Source organism: Paenibacillus sp. TY11 (genome assembly GCF_059772165.1).
On record NZ_JCBAIQ010000003.1, the window covers coordinates 156,145 to 170,722 of the forward strand.

14 protein-coding genes are annotated in these 14,578 nt (G+C 47.6%); 1 reads left to right on the plus strand and 13 read right to left on the minus strand.

Annotated elements, in window-relative coordinates; genetic code table 11:
- Positions 1–147: 147 nt before the first annotated feature.
- From AC6EJC_RS04945 to thpR, 3 genes are all read right to left on the minus strand, one after another.
- A complete protein-coding gene (locus AC6EJC_RS04945; protein WP_444952993.1) occupies positions 148–831 on the minus strand; it encodes a metal-dependent hydrolase in 684 nt (227 codons plus the stop codon).
- Positions 832–1,050: 219 nt separating this feature from the next.
- Positions 1,051–1,863, minus strand: coding sequence for a cell wall hydrolase (locus tag AC6EJC_RS04950; RefSeq protein WP_444952994.1), 813 nt, complete (start codon positions 1,861–1,863; stop codon positions 1,051–1,053).
- Positions 1,864–1,974: 111 nt separating this feature from the next.
- A complete protein-coding gene (thpR, locus tag AC6EJC_RS04955) occupies positions 1,975–2,541 on the minus strand; it encodes an RNA 2',3'-cyclic phosphodiesterase (RefSeq protein ID WP_444952995.1) in 567 nt (188 codons plus the stop codon).
- A gap of 226 nt (positions 2,542–2,767) precedes the next feature.
- Here thpR and AC6EJC_RS04960 point away from each other — a divergent pair, with 226 nt between their 5' ends.
- A complete protein-coding gene (locus AC6EJC_RS04960) occupies positions 2,768–3,724 on the plus strand; it encodes a D-2-hydroxyacid dehydrogenase (RefSeq protein WP_444952996.1) in 957 nt (318 codons plus the stop codon).
- Positions 3,725–3,728: 4 nt separating this feature from the next.
- Here AC6EJC_RS04960 and AC6EJC_RS04965 read toward each other — a convergent pair whose 3' ends face one another.
- From AC6EJC_RS04965 to AC6EJC_RS05010, 10 genes are all read right to left on the minus strand, one after another.
- Positions 3,729–4,715 (minus strand): RNA methyltransferase, encoded by a 987-nt coding sequence (locus tag AC6EJC_RS04965; RefSeq protein WP_444952997.1) that lies wholly within the window; start codon positions 4,713–4,715, stop codon positions 3,729–3,731.
- Between the two features lie 13 nt (positions 4,716–4,728).
- Entirely contained in the window at positions 4,729–5,673 is a 945-nt protein-coding gene (locus tag AC6EJC_RS04970) for an MsnO8 family LLM class oxidoreductase (RefSeq protein WP_444952998.1), read from the minus strand.
- A gap of 64 nt (positions 5,674–5,737) precedes the next feature.
- On the minus strand, positions 5,738–7,153 hold the full coding sequence (locus AC6EJC_RS04975) for a deoxyguanosinetriphosphate triphosphohydrolase family protein (RefSeq protein WP_444952999.1): 1,416 nt from the start codon (positions 7,151–7,153) through the stop codon (positions 5,738–5,740).
- 356 nt (positions 7,154–7,509) lie between these two features.
- Positions 7,510–8,421, minus strand: a complete 912-nt coding sequence (gene nikC, locus AC6EJC_RS04980) for a nickel transporter permease (protein WP_444953000.1) — start codon at positions 8,419–8,421, stop codon at positions 7,510–7,512.
- A 35-nt stretch (positions 8,422–8,456) separates the two neighbouring features.
- Positions 8,457–9,461 (minus strand): ABC transporter permease, encoded by a 1,005-nt coding sequence (locus AC6EJC_RS04985; protein ID WP_444953001.1) that lies wholly within the window; start codon positions 9,459–9,461, stop codon positions 8,457–8,459.
- 29 nt (positions 9,462–9,490) lie between these two features.
- The gene (locus AC6EJC_RS04990; RefSeq protein WP_444953002.1) at positions 9,491–11,146 is read right to left on the minus strand and encodes an ABC transporter substrate-binding protein; all 1,656 of its coding nucleotides are present in this window, start codon (positions 11,144–11,146) and stop codon (positions 9,491–9,493) included.
- A gap of 842 nt (positions 11,147–11,988) precedes the next feature.
- The gene (locus tag AC6EJC_RS04995) at positions 11,989–12,954 is read right to left on the minus strand and encodes a glycoside hydrolase family 25 protein (RefSeq protein ID WP_444953003.1); all 966 of its coding nucleotides are present in this window, start codon (positions 12,952–12,954) and stop codon (positions 11,989–11,991) included.
- Positions 12,955–13,119: 165 nt separating this feature from the next.
- Positions 13,120–13,566: a phage holin family protein gene (locus tag AC6EJC_RS05000; RefSeq protein WP_444953004.1), complete on the minus strand. Its 447-nt coding sequence runs from the start codon at positions 13,564–13,566 to the stop codon at positions 13,120–13,122.
- An 82-nt stretch (positions 13,567–13,648) separates the two neighbouring features.
- A complete protein-coding gene (locus AC6EJC_RS05005) occupies positions 13,649–13,915 on the minus strand; it encodes a hypothetical protein (protein ID WP_444953005.1) in 267 nt (88 codons plus the stop codon).
- 50 nt (positions 13,916–13,965) lie between these two features.
- Positions 13,966–14,577, minus strand: coding sequence for a hypothetical protein (locus AC6EJC_RS05010; RefSeq protein WP_444953006.1), 612 nt, complete (start codon positions 14,575–14,577; stop codon positions 13,966–13,968).
- Position 14,578: the final 1 nt, after the last annotated feature.

Consider the following 14,578-nt stretch of genomic DNA (forward strand, 5'->3'; position numbering starts at 1 on the left):
AATGCAAATATATCTCATTTTTATGTATAAATATTCATTTTAAAAAGTCAGCCTTTCCTATTCCTCTAAGGAACAGAAAAGGCTGACAAAGGATATTTGATGAGCTAACAGACCATCAAGTGTATTCCCGCAATTCGTTAATACGTATTAAAATTCGAGACTTTCGCCGGGCTTCAAGGCTTTCCCTTCAATACCTTCTTTGTGCAGACGGTCACAAAAGCCATCTCCGTCCTGCTCTATACCGGGGAATGTATTGTAATGCACCGGTATCACACGGCTTGCCCGTAGCCATTTCGCTGCCAGCAAGGCATCCTCTGGTCCCATGGTATATCCGTCACCAATAGGTAATACCGCAGCATCTATCGAATGGGTTTCTCCAATGAGGCGCATATCGCCAAACAGGGCGGTGTCGCCAGCATGGAAAAATGTTTTGCCCCCCATGGTCAATAAAATGCCCGCCGGCTCACCCATATATATCGTTTGTCCATTCACCGTCAAAGAGGAACTGTGGAACGCAAGCGTGAATTTTACATGGAAACCGTCAAATTGGTGACCACCACCCAGGTTCATACCGTGAGCTTTGGCCCCCAAGGATGCACAATATTCAGCCAGTTCCGCGACCGCGATCACTGGACAATCATTGCGCTTGGCAATTTCAACAGCATCTCCAAAATGATCGGCATGACCGTGTGTCAACAGCACTGCATCCACCTGAATATCCTCGGCCTGTACGGTTGCTTTAGGATTACCCGTCAAAAAAGGATCGATAATAATCCGTTTCCCCTCTGCCTCTACCAGTACAACTGAATGTCCATAATATGTGATTTTCATATCGTCTGCGCCTCCTTTGTCACTTTCATTATTTAGGTTACTTTCCTTTACCTATTATACCTCTTTTGCATACCGGCTTCACCTGTACACACAAAATACGCTCACGAAGCTGAACCCTATTGTTTAGAAAGGGCTGTTATTCGTAGAAGGCTGCCAACTAAAGCGTTTCGATCTATACATTGCTGATTTGAAACCGCTCTGGGGATTTATGCAAAATGCTCATTTATAAAAGGTGTGATGACCGATTGTTTTCACCTTGGTACGCGAATGATGAACCGTAAGGTCCTGGGCCAACGTAAGCGACAGGAAAAAACAGGTGTTATCAGGCACGGCTTTATGGCCGTTCAAAGCAGCAGTAACCGCACGGATGCTGTCCTGGTTGGGCTGAACACGATGAAGACGCCCGTTCGCGACCGGACTAAATTGCGCTTTTTGATAAATCACTGCCTGAATCGTATCGGGAAATGAGGCTGACCGCAGCCGGTTTAAGACAACGTTGGCAACTGCCACTTTGCCTTCGTACGGTTCGCCTTCTGCTTCTGCCATCACTATTTTTTGCAGCAGGAGCAGTTCTTTAGCGGAGACAGGATAGCTCCAGGTAGACAACGCCTTGTCATTCTGAGTGAGCATTTTTGTCTTCGTAAAGTAGATGGTTGTAGGAGGGGTTAGGATTGCGGACTTGCTATGCTGGACTTCAGGCTTTTTCGTGCCTGTGGTAACCTTATTCCGAGCTTGTTCCGCCTGCTTCATCTGGGAAGCGGGTAACGGAGTCGGCATGATTTCTTTCCAGCTTGGCTGCCCATGAGCCGCGACAAAGATGGGGCTTGTCCTGTTTGACCCGTTATGGGTCCCCATCCTGTCGCTATGCGAAGGAGCCGAAGGGTTCCCTGACCAGCTCAGAGATTGCAATGGTGCATTTTTATGATTTTTCCGTGTTTGCTGAACCTCAGCGTAGAGGCCTATCCCCAATATACAAACAAGCAGCACACTCAAAAGAGGTGCAAACCAACGATGTTCTTTAACGATTTCCATAATGTTCCTCCCGTTAACTTTAAGCACATTCCTCAGATATGTAACCCAAAATGCGCCTTTTGAATAACGCTGAAACACTATATCACTAAATTCGCTGATAGATCAAGGGTTTCACCTCAATAATGGGAATGTTTGAATTATTTGGTACATTGGTCTTTGCCCCATTCGTGTTGCATATAAAACAAATTCTCCCACTTCCCACGGCTCGCCGCATCGGTCATTTGGCTGCCAAACAGACGCTGGAACGGGCTGTTCCCCTGTGTACGAACGTGCTACGGTGATATGGGGTCGATAAGGTCGTTCCTCGGGTTTAAAACCGAGCGGTTCGGTAGCCCGGAGTATGGACTGGTACAGCTGATCCAGCGACTCTCGCTGCCCAGTCACTCCCCTCCACAATACACGCGGAAATTCTTCACGGCCAAAAAAGCCTGCTTCTCCAATGCCGAGCGTGAACGGGCCATGCTCAGCTGCAGCTTGAACTAAAGCCTGCTCAAGTTTCGGTATAACCGGGGTCTCCACATCACCCAGAAACTGAAGTGTCACGTGGTAATCTCTGAAATCACTCCATTTGCGAAAAGACAGATCATCCAAATCCTGCTCCACCCAATGGCGTAACTTCTTCTTATGCTCATTCGGGAGAGCAATAGCTGTAAAAAGTCTTTGCGATTCATTTTTCATCAACCTTTTCCTCCTTTCCTATGGATATCCCGTGTATATCCCAAAAAGTAGCTGTTTGATTGTCCCTAATCAAGGTAAAGCCATTTGTTGTTATATATAGTGACACCACGAGCTCGTTTTTACCCTTCTTATGCAATTTTTCCGGCAATCTGTTATTCTTGAAAGGATGGTTCGCCAGAGTATATTGGAAACTCCAAGGAATCAAAAATCGAGGAGGCTATGAATCATGGGAAACATTTTAAGTTTACATCAACTTACGGAAGAACAAAAAAAACAAGTTCATGCAGCGGCTCCGGGCTACGAGTTGATTATTGGCAAAGCTCAGGAATTGGAGTCTAAACAAATCCGGGAGGCCGAGGTTATTCTAGGCTGGTCCAAGCATATTGCCGACGAGGCATTACATCCAGACAGCAAGCTGAAGTGGATACAAACTTGGTCGGCTGGGATTGATAAGCTACCGCTTACCGAATTGGAAAAGCGTAACATTTTACTCACAAATACGAGTGGTGTGCATGCAATTCCAATTACAGAGCAGATCTTTGGAATGCTGCTATCGCATACACGCTATTTACAGCAAGCAGCTCTCTTGCAGCGTCAGAAAACATGGCAGCCACCGAAAGGCCAACTAACGGAATTACGTGGTAAAACGCTGTTGATTACAGGCGTTGGCGAAATTGGCCGTGAAACAGCGCGGATTGCAGAAGCCTTTGGCATGCGGGTAATCGGGGTTCGCCGTTCTGGCAAGAAAGCTCCCCATGTAGAGCATATGTACACTAACGAACAATTACATGAAGCATTGGGAGCTGCGGATATTGTGGTAAATATTTTGCCATACACCGAGGAGACCCATCACTTCTTTGACGAAAAAGCATTTGCAGCTATGCGTAAGGGGGCCTTCTTCATTAATGTAGGTCGCGGTGGCACCGTTCATACGGATGCGCTTGTACGCTCTTTAGAGCAAAAGCATATTGCCTTTGCCGGACTGGATGTATTCGAAGAAGAACCACTACCTTCGTCACATCCACTATGGAGTCTGGACCATGTCCTGATCACACCGCATATTGCAGGCGATACGGACCGATATGCTGAACGAGCGGTAGATATTTTTATTACTAATTTGAAAGCCTATGCCGCTGATCAGGAACTGCCGCTGAATTTGGTTAACTACAAAACTCAGTATTAACAAACTACTTACAGATCCAGATTTCCCGACTCATACCTGTCTTATGTATGCGGCATTGCTCCGTAAGGGTCCAGCCTGACTCAGATAGCAATGTTTCCATCGGCTCCGTGCTCACGACCACTGCCCGCGTGGCCAGGTGTCTCAGACTGCGCAGCATCTTCTTTTGTTCATCAGCAGGGAGCACGGAGCACAGGTTATAGGGCATATCCAATATGGCCGCATCGTATGTGCCTTCGAGCATATTCATATCCCCGAGCTTCACCAGATCTTCTTCATATCCAAAATGACGCAAATTTACTCGTGCCCCACGTACTGCCAACGGGTTGATATCACAGCCGCGAATATCCTTTCCCATACTCAATGCCTCAATCATCACATTGCCCATACCACAACACGGGTCCAGCAATTTCAATTGCCCTGGCTCCCCCTTCGATGCTGTTATATCAGTTGCTGCCAAATTCACAAGTGCCCTGGCTACCAGAACGGGTAGTCCAGTAGAATAATTTTGCGGCTTCTGACGACGCTCCAGCCACGATCTGTCGCTATACTCACACGTGCCCAGTAGCCACCGTTCTCCTACCCGTATAACACCTAGGGTGACATCCGGTGTCTTCATTTGCGCCTGCCCATGAATACGTGCACCAATCCGGCGCTCTATCCCACGCCGCTCGTCATAGTCGGCCTCATTGTCACCTTCTTTAAGGCACAACACCTTGAAGGTCTTTCCCTCCTCAAGTTGTAACATGGAAGCCGCTTCGCATAGCTCTTCCAGCGTACCCACATCTGTGATTACATCCAGCCGAAGATGGATAAACGGGCTGGTCCCCGGCTCCAGCCGCCGCTCTGACAACAGCACGGAATCATGCATGGGCTGCTGACCGAACAAGCATTTTAATTCCAAAAGACACAACTCACGTTCCGTTTCATGACACGCATAGGTATATATGTAGCTTGGTTTTATTTCATCCATATTCGTTTCCTGTTTATTCATGTCAGATCTCTTTTCATTTGGAATCAAGGCTAAAATTTACGGCCTCCGCTATTAGACGGTAAGAGTGAAGCCGCTGCTCATAATCTGGAATCGGCGTGACCAACAAAAACTCATCATTATCATATGTAACCTGCAAGCTACGCAGCCGTTCGGCAATATCCGACGGCGTTCCCACGAGCCAGCTGGCTCGTGTCGCCGGATCGCCGAATGAAATCTGTGCAGCCCATTGCTGCGCCAGCTCATCCGTCGAGGCACATACTGCCCCTACAGCAACCATGGTACATGGCTTGTCCATACGTTTGGATGGTTGAAAGCTGGAGCGGTAAATGCTTAGCATTTCTCCCGTTTGCTGTTCACTCATAAATTGACCGAATACATAGCCCGTTGAATACCGGGCGGCATATTCGGCACTTTTTCGGTTTGTACCCAGCATCCACAGTGCTGGCGGCTGTTCAGGCATCGGCCGGGCAAACACGGGCACCTGTTCATATTCGTATGTGCCTTCCAGCAAAGCCAATAGAGCTTCCATCGTCTGTGGTAGCTCAGCCACATGTTGAAGAAAATTGCCGCTCAGTGCCATCGAAGCATGAGGTCCCCCGCCAGGTGCTCTTCCAAGGCCCAATTCAACCCTGCCCGGATATAAAACGGCCAGCAGATGAAACCATTCCGCGACCTTGACCGGACTATAATGCGGGAGCAAAATAGCACCCGCACCCAGTTTGATTGTCTTCGTCACCGCCCCGATATGAGACAACAGCACTTCCGGACTGGAGGAAGCCAGCCCCTCCATATTATGATGCTCTGAGGTCCAGTAGCGTGTATACCCCCACGCCTCCGCCTGTCTGGCCAGTTCCCTCGCCCATTGAACCGCTTGCTCCGGACGGTTGCCGGGCAGCAACGGTACCATATCAAGTACACCGAGATTCAACGATTTTATAGCTAAAGACTGAGATTGCATAGACATTCCTCCCTTCTATCAGTAAAAAACAAGTTTCTTCTACTATATAAGGTTAATTGAAACGTCAGTCCAGATCATAAATGGAACCCACCTTCAGGCCATATAACTCATTATAGATTTTTTCAGCAAAAGCATCGGTCATTCCTGCAATATAGTCAATGACCATATGCTCCCATGTCCAGATCGGTTTCGCCTTGCCTTGGTCGCGCTCATAGCGCTGGAGCCAGTCGCTTGGAATAATAGACTTGGATGTCTCTGGGTCCAGAAAAGCCAACCACAGCCGTCTGAGCATCCATTCACTCCGCTTTTGCAGTCTCTGTACGCGCAGATCGCGGATCATCGTGACCCAAGCAAAGCTTTTCAATACACTCACAGTGCGCAGCATATCCAAATCCTCGCTGCCATCCCGTATGAAGGTCACCTTTTTCCAATTTCCATCATCAATTACACCCAAGCTGCTGACAAACAGGCTGACCCAGTATGCCTTCACTTCACGGCGGGTGCGGGAATAATCGTGTTCACACATCGGCATTTTGCCATTCCACACCTTCAAAAATTCGCTCAGCACAGTTGCTACCTTCTGCTCAATCTGAGCCAATTGCCAGCCTTGCCAGAAGCTATCCTCCAACGTGGTGATTTTCTCCGTAATCAGACGAATCAAATACGGATCATATAAGAAGTGCTCGTGTACCTCAATTTTCCCTGCCTTAATCCCATCCTCCAAATCATGCGCGGAATAAGCGATATCGTCGCACAGGTCCATGAGTTGGGCCTCCAACGTTTTTTTACCGTCAGGGATTCCCCAATCCTCACGGATGGAACGTATGTATTCCCACTCATGCAGGTACATCCCTTTTTTGTTCAGAATCCCCGGATACGGGTACTTGTTGATCCCCAATAACACAGCGTCCGACAAATTCAAACCATCCACGTCCTCACGCTTCTCCAAAAACATAATCAGCCGGAAATTGTGTGCGTTCCCTTCAAAATGCTCATAAATTCGTCGCTCTCGTGCATACGCCTCCTGCCCACGTTTGGACTCCGGCGTGAAGCCTCCGGTGGATGATATCTTTTCTACCTTCGTCTCAATCAATTGATCCAAAATCCCGTCCAGCACCTCTTCTCCCTTGTGTCCGAACGGCGGATGCCCGAAGTCATGTGCAATGGACGCACATTCCACCACCTCAGGGTCAATGATCAGTCCTGCGTTATTTGCCTGTTCCAGCTCTACCTCGGGATGGCGGCGCAGCAAGCTTCGTGCTGCTTCGCGCGCAATTTGCGCTACCTCCAAAGAATGCGTCAGCCGTGTGCGGTAATAATCGCCCGTGCCTGCGCCAAATACCTGTGATTTGCCTTGCAGCCGACGGAAAGTCGGTGAATGGATCAATCGGGAGTAATCCCGTTCATATGCTGCCCGCGAAGCGTCGCTTCGTGTCTGTTCCGCAAATTGCCGATGCTCTCTCTTGTTCTGCCATGTCATAAAGCCCACTCCCTACGTACTCAATTGGAGTGATTATACATTTTTTTCACGCCTCAGGAAAGCTTACATGGCTTTCATCTATATAAGCTGTACGTAAAAGTTACTTTTTGCGCCACTGCGCAGTCAGATGGTGCTTTCCATCGCCACCGAATTTCTCGAATAAAGCCTATGATCAGGGTAGAAATCTGGGGACAAAGCACCATTCCGTCTACTCCGATTTTTATGTACTTTTTTAGTTCAACTCGAACACGAAAATATGATGTAAAAAAGGTGTTCCTTCAGCCGCGAGATTCAGGCCAAGGAACACCTTTTTTCTTCTATCACATAGAACGAATAGATACCTCGCAATTCTTGCTCTAACGCTTCGCCCTCGGGTCCAATACATCCCGCAGGCCGTCCCCCATCAGGTTAAAGCCCAATACGGTCAGCATGATGGATATCCCCGGAAAAATAACCGTCCACGGCGCGTTCTGGATATATTGCCGCGAATCGGACAACATTTTGCCCCACTCTGGCTCAGGAGGTTGTGCACCCAAGCCCAGAAATCCAAGCGCTGCCGCTTCAATGATTGCCGTTCCGATCCCCAACGTTCCTTGTACGATGATCGGCGTCAGGCTGTTAGGCAAAATATAACGGAGTATGATTCGTGAATTATTGGCTCCAAGCGCTCTGGCAGAAGTGATATACTCCTCCGTTTTGACACTCAGCACCTTGGAGCGAACTAACCGTCCATACGTTGGCACATTGACAATGGCAATGGCGTACAACGCATTTTCCAATGAAGGCCCTAAAATGGCCACAATAGCAATGGCCAGCAAAATCCCCGGAAATGCCAGTAAAATGTCGAATAGCCGCGAAATGGCCATATCTGCCCATTTTCCGTAAAATCCTGCGATTAAACCTAAGGCTGTTCCTACAATCATTGAACCAATAACAGACAAGAAACCGACCCACAACGAGATTCTGGCTCCATACAGCGTGCGAGTCAGTAAATCTCGACCGAGATCATCCGTACCGAACCAATGCTCCGCAGAAGGAGGCTGCAAACGGCTCACCAAGTTTTGCTCTTTATAGTCAAAAGGAGCAATCCACGGCGCGATCAAAGCAATGATGACAAAGAAGATAATAATGCTCAGGCCGACGAACGCCATTTTATTGTGACGGAAAGCCCTCCACGCGTCTCTCCAAGGGCCAGACACGACAGGCAAATGCGCCAATGTACTGCGTGTCGTCGGTATGTTGTTGGGTTCCATTGAAAATTGTGACATCGGACAAGCTCCCCCTTGACCAATTGACGACTTGATTACTGATAACGGATACGCCGGTCGAGAACCGCGTACAGCAAATCGACAATCAGATTAATGATGACGAACAGGAACGCAATGATCAGAATTCCGCTTTGAATAACCGGATAGTCACGCGAGCTGATCGCTTCAAAAATGTACCGTCCGATGCCGGGCCAGGCAAAAATGGTCTCCGTCAGTACCGCGCCTCCCAGTAGTGAGCCGGTCTGAAGACCGATGACGGTAAGCACGGGGATAGCAGCATTTTTAAGCGCATGCTTGTACACGACTTGAAAAGATGCCAGCCCCTTCGCCCGAGCCGTGCGGATATAGTCCGCATCCATAACCTCCAGCATGCTGGAACGGGTAATACGCGCAATGACCGCCATTGGAATAGTTCCCAGTGCGATGCTAGGCAGGATCAAATGCTTGATGACGGTCCACACCTGATCCATACGTCCACCTATGAGCGCATCAATAACGGCTAAATGTGTCACGGCCTCCACCGGATCACGGGAATTCATACGTCCGATGGAAGGCAGCCAATGCAGTTTATTTGCAAAGATCCACTGCTCCATCAAGCCCAGCCAAAAAATCGGCATCGATACTCCGACCAGTGCAATGACCATGCTCACATAGTCAAACCAGGAATTTCGCTTCCAGGCGCTCACGATACCGGCGTTCATTCCGACTACAACGGCAAAAAACATGCTTGCTACTGTCAACTCCAGCGTAGCCGCCAGATAAGGGACCATTTCCCGGGCAATCGGCTGCTTGGTGCGAATGGAATCGCCCAAGTCCCCTTGTGCCAACTCACCTAAATAGGTCCCATATTGCTGTAACCACGGCTTATTCAGCCCCAATTGCTCGCGTAGCGCCTGCTTGGACTGTTCCGTAGCCTTGTCTCCTAGTATGGTTTCCGCCGGATCTCCCGGAATGGCATGAATAATCGAAAATACGATGAGCGTCATGCCCAGTAATACAGGAATCAATATAGCCAGTCTTTTCACAATATATGAGTTCATATCAGATTCACCGCCTACTTGCGTTTGGGCTATTCAAAATAAATATTTCCGTACGCTTCCATACCTGCCGGAGAAGGTACAAAACCCTTGAGGTTCGCTTTACCTGCCATCAGCGGGGTGCTGTGAACCAATGGAATCCACGGGGCATCCTGTTTAATAATCACTTGTGCTTGTTTATACAGTTCCGCACGCTTGTCCTGATCGACCTCAACCTGCGCCTTCACCAATATTTTGTGGAGTTCCTCATTCACATAAAAACTACGGTTATTGCCTGGAATCGTATCCTTGTCCAGCAATGTATAAAGGAAATTATCCGGGTCACCATTATCCCCGTTCCATCCCAGCATATACAGATCATCCTTTTTCCCCGCCTTAACATCATCCAGATACGTAGCCCATTCCGGGGATTGGATGTTTACTTTGACGCCTATTTTTTCAAAATCGGCTTGAATGGCCTCTGCCACCTTTTTGCCGTCAGGCATATAAGGACGAGATACGGGCATGGCATAGAAGGTTAACGGCTCGGGAAGCCCGTTAGGGAAGCCCGCTTCCGCCAGCAAAGATTTAGCCTTATCCAGATCATAGGCGTAGTCCTGAATACTATCGTTATAACCCCATAACGTAGGTGGCATTGGATTGACCGCAGGCTTAGCCTGCCCCGCAAACAATGCATCAATAATGGCCTGCTTGTTCACCGCATGGTTCAACGCCTGCCGCACCTTGGGATTATTGAACGTCTTTTTCTTCAAATTAAAGCCAATGTACGCCACATTAAAGGAGGGACGGTCAATTTTCACCAATTCGCTGTTACCTTCTAATTGCTTTGCATCATCCGGGTTCAAATCCTCCATCAGGTCAATTTCCCCGTTTTGCAGAGCATTAAATCGCGCGGTATTATCGGGTATAGAGCGAACAATGACCTTAGCCAGCTTCGGCTGCCCCTCTTTCCAATAGTTTGGATTTTTCTCCAGCGTGATGGTATCGTTCCGTTTCCATTCCTTAAATACAAAGGGCCCCGTGCCGACCGGATTACTCTTGAAATCGGCCTTTTTCTCCTGAATAGCCTTGGGACTTGCAATACTAAAGGATGGCATAGCGATATTTTGTAAAAAAGGCGCCTGCGGTTTGTTTAGTGTAAACTGGACGGTGTTCGCATCTACCGCTTTGACCTCCTTAATCACCCTACTTCCATCAGGCCCGAACATAGAATCATAATAATCAAACGAGTCACCTTCAAATTTATATGGACTTTTCGGATCAGACCAGCGGTCAAAGTTAAACACAACCGCTTCTGCGTTAAAGTCACTTCCGTCATGGAATTTCACACCCTGGCGCAGCTTGAACGTATAGATCAGTCCATCCGGTGATACTTCCCAGCTCTCTGCGAGCCCCGGCTGAATCTCCGTTGTGTTTTCCTTGTATTCCAGCAGTGTGTCGAACACTTGCAATCCGATTTTTAGCGACTCGCTTTCAGTCACAATGGCAGGATCTAGCGCCACGGAATCTCCGCCGCGTCCATAAATGAGCGTGTCCTGCACGCCCTCTCCTGCTCCGCTTGGTGTTTTCCCTGCCTCTGGCTTTGCTCCTTCACCTGATCCCCCACAACCGGAAAGCGCCAAAACAGCTCCTAGCGCAAGCACCAGCAGAACGGTCCAGATTTTGTGTTTTGCATACTTTTTGCTCATGCAGCAAACCCCTTTCACACCTTATATATTGTTAATTCGTTGATACCGGATGAATGCCAATTCCTTTAGATTGACATGACAAGCTTGTCCTCAAGCTGTGGTCCCAAATTCCGAGTTCATCAAATAGGTGTAGTAGGACAGAAGTGTTCATAATCTAGTGGTGTAAGAGATGCTGTAGGGTAATGAATAGATGTGATGTAATAAATAGAAAGAGGAGTATGTCAGGTCGTGGTGAAAGTGTGATATATACTCACAAACAGTGAATATTATGCTCAAACAAAGTTGATTATTGGATACTTTACTATAAAATCTGGAAGCAGACAAGGGGGTTTTTCATACATTACCATATGTTTTTATACATCATGTCAATTAATATTACAAACCAATTTACACAATCATATCAAATAAATACTCCTGCTTGGGGTCATCAACCTCCAAGCAGGAGCATGATCTTACCTCAAAAATGTATTCAGCACCAAACCTACAGATACGGCTTGGGCTCCTTTTACGATAGAGAAATGATCGCCAGGCACTTTATGCGTGAACATTTCCCCCTTACAATACAATTCCCATCCTTTATATCCTAATTCCCAGGTATGTTCCGAAATAAACAAACATACAGGGGCCTTTACAGCTCGATCCGGCTGGTAGACATGCTGCATTTTCACCCAATGATTCACACTTTTAAAGCGTTCGAGTTCAGCTTATGTAGAAATCATGAAGAACATTACTTTACAATAAGTGCAGGCGGTTGCCTTTGAACCGCCTGTCAATTTACGTTTCAGGTGTATGGCTTGGTTCACATGAAAATAATCCCTTCCGGGCATAAGATTTGCAAAAGATCATTTATTTTTTTTAAACACACCCAGACGGTTCAGTACGACCAGTAAGCGATAAAAATCGTAACTGCTTGGCAGTTTCGCATCCACAATCGGGCTTGCCGGATTAAATGCAACAGCGGCAGCCATCGCTTCCTTCGCCCAGGTCGGTACAGGCATAGCCTGACGCGCCTCCAGTTCAGCTACCCGCTGATCCACCTTTTTAATATAAGCGCTTTGTTCATTCAACGTCTGCTTGAGCACATCTTTGCTGTTTTCAAGAGCGGCGATCTGCTGCTGCAGGGCCTTAAATGCCGCTTTTTCCTCTGCTGTCATTGGCTCATCCTCCTCTTCTCCTGCAAATGCTTGGCGTAGCTCGGCCTCTGTTCCGGCGTATACATTCAGGTCAACCGGCCCTTGAATTCCATCAACCCGTCCACTATCGCTGTATTGCCAAAAGTCCCAGTTCTTCCATGCTGTGGTGTCGCCGGGCACCCGTGTACTATAACGTGCAATCCACAGCTTATAACTACCCAATGGCGCTTTGAAATGGGCGGCAAAAGCATTCCCTGTATATACCATCGGCTTACGGCCGCTTACCCGTTCAAATTCCGTTACAAATGCCAACGCAACCTCATGAATCGCGGCCGAGCTAAGCCCTCCCGGATTATTTTCGTAATCCATTACCGCTGGCAAGTCCAGCGCTTTCGCACCACCCACCTGATCCAGCACCTCGGCGAAATGCCTGGCTTCCGCTTTTGCTGCATTTACAGTGGTTGCATCTACAAAATGGTAAGCTCCCAGCAGAATCCCGGCTGCCTTGATCCCTTTTGCATTCGTGATAAATGTCGGATCGACGTAACGCTGTCCTTGACTCGCTTTAATAAATGCAAACGATTTACCATCGGCTCGTACACGCTTCCAATCAATTGTTCCCTGATATCGGGACACGTCAATGCCTTCGGCAGCGTTAGGGCTGCGATTTTGCATAAGGCGTCGCCTCCTTATCTATTTGTGATCAAGTATCCCATCTATGTCTTGGTTATCCATATGCTTGGACCACTGAAACGGTCCGGGCTTTTCCATCTTTGTGCCGAAAATAGGGCAAAAGTGGATTCCGTCACTGCTATCCTTGTACTGGTTGCCGATGACGCTTTATGAAGCTTTATTTCCTTTGTCGGAAGGGTCAGTTGGCTTTATTTTTTCTCCACTCGACTTGGACTCAAAAATGGCTACCGCATTCCGCAAAATATCCGGCATCGGCACTCCCATTCTGCCCACATTTTCTATAATGGACAACAGCTCGTTCGCTAAATAAAAGAAAACGACGGCATCCCGGAAGTAATGTGCGTCCCCCAGAATACCGTCGATCAGATGAGCCACCGTAATCATCAAAAACACCGTAACCTTACGAAAAATACCGTAATAACCGTCTCGGCTTTTCAGTTCTCCGTTAATCCAGGCTGCAGCCCATCCGGTAAAAAAGTCAATAATGACCATCCATAACAACAACGTTAGCATCGTCGTCCACCCCCCGAAAAAATAACCGATCAAGGTCCCCGTGGAAAACCCCAGCCAAATCTGATCGATCTTTTCATGCATGTTTGTTCCCCCTTTTGAACCAAGGTGTAAAGTGAATGCCCTTGGTTGATCCAAGGGCATTCAAAACCATTAGTTTTGTTCTCTATACTGTTTTCTTACGGAAAATAGAGTTATACCATTTAACCGTTTCTTCCTGTTCATTCAGAGCATCAGTTGATGACGAATCATCTACGTTGCCCGTTACCAGATCAGAACGCTTGGATAAAATAATCTTCATTACTTGTTCACGTTGCTTTTCATCTAAAACGTAGCTTCCCATGATCGTTACTATATCACCTTCTCCGCGATCATAGCGGGTGATGCATGCATGAGCACAAATACGCATTTGAGCCTCTGTTAAAGCGGTCATAGTTATGACTTCACCTCTTTTATATAAAAGTAAATAATGGTCAGTACACGTTATTTTCCTGTGCTACCAAGCATGAGCTGGGTCAGTGTTACTTCGAGATCTGCAATACGCTGCTTTAACTGGTCTGTCTCGCTTGGCTGTTGTTCCGCTTTTTGTGTCAGTTCCTTAATCGCTTCAGCACTTAATCCTTCACTCCAAAATGTCGTCGGGTCTCTTCGTTCTGGAGCCGTAAAAGCCGGAGCAGAATATATAGGTTCGTCCCCACGTTCGTGTTCCGCCTTGCTCTGCCATTCTTCATGCAGCTTCTGAAATGAAGCATGAGATTCCTTGCTGAGTTGCTCATACGTCTTCTGGACCTCTATCAGCTTTTCGTCGTATTCTGCTTCACAGGTTAACCAGCCTTGAATATCAAAACGAGGATGATATAAACCCTGTGGCACTGGAATTGCTACCGTGTAGCCAGCAGGGATAGTTTCGGGAATTGCTTCATCTATAGCACTCGAACTATCGGCAGTAAAATGATAGGTGTCTAGCTGCTGGTCTGTATCTGATAGTGTGAGCGAAGATGGAGTATAAAAAGGGACGACACCCGAAAAGGCATCGTCCACTAACTCGTCCTCCAGATAGAGGCCGTCTGTATTTACTTTAGGGACTGTTTTCATG

What these genes read in the sequence shown, in the direction of transcription:
- AC6EJC_RS04985 (WP_444953001.1), bottom strand. Translation starts at nt 9,461, where the DNA reads ATGAACTCATATATTGTGAAAAGACTGGCTATATTGATTCCTGTATTA.
- AC6EJC_RS04960 (WP_444952996.1), top strand. Translation starts at nt 2,768, where the DNA reads ATGGGAAACATTTTAAGTTTACATCAACTTACGGAAGAACAAAAAAAA.
- AC6EJC_RS04970 (WP_444952998.1), bottom strand. Translation starts at nt 5,673, where the DNA reads ATGCAATCTCAGTCTTTAGCTATAAAATCGTTGAATCTCGGTGTACTT.
- AC6EJC_RS04945 (WP_444952993.1), bottom strand. Translation starts at nt 831, where the DNA reads ATGAAAATCACATATTATGGACATTCAGTTGTACTGGTAGAGGCAGAG.
- nikC (WP_444953000.1), bottom strand. Translation starts at nt 8,421, where the DNA reads ATGTCACAATTTTCAATGGAACCCAACAACATACCGACGACACGCAGT.
- AC6EJC_RS05000 (WP_444953004.1), bottom strand. Translation starts at nt 13,566, where the DNA reads ATGCATGAAAAGATCGATCAGATTTGGCTGGGGTTTTCCACGGGGACC.
- AC6EJC_RS04975 (WP_444952999.1), bottom strand. Translation starts at nt 7,153, where the DNA reads ATGACATGGCAGAACAAGAGAGAGCATCGGCAATTTGCGGAACAGACA.
- AC6EJC_RS04950 (WP_444952994.1), bottom strand. Translation starts at nt 1,863, where the DNA reads ATGGAAATCGTTAAAGAACATCGTTGGTTTGCACCTCTTTTGAGTGTG.
- AC6EJC_RS04995 (WP_444953003.1), bottom strand. Translation starts at nt 12,954, where the DNA reads ATGCAAAATCGCAGCCCTAACGCTGCCGAAGGCATTGACGTGTCCCGA.
- AC6EJC_RS04990 (WP_444953002.1), bottom strand. Translation starts at nt 11,146, where the DNA reads ATGAGCAAAAAGTATGCAAAACACAAAATCTGGACCGTTCTGCTGGTG.
- AC6EJC_RS05010 (WP_444953006.1), bottom strand. Translation starts at nt 14,577, where the DNA reads ATGAAAACAGTCCCTAAAGTAAATACAGACGGCCTCTATCTGGAGGAC.
- AC6EJC_RS04965 (WP_444952997.1), bottom strand. Translation starts at nt 4,715, where the DNA reads ATGAATAAACAGGAAACGAATATGGATGAAATAAAACCAAGCTACATA.
- thpR (WP_444952995.1), bottom strand. Translation starts at nt 2,541, where the DNA reads ATGAAAAATGAATCGCAAAGACTTTTTACAGCTATTGCTCTCCCGAAT.
- AC6EJC_RS05005 (WP_444953005.1), bottom strand. Translation starts at nt 13,915, where the DNA reads ATGACCGCTTTAACAGAGGCTCAAATGCGTATTTGTGCTCATGCATGC.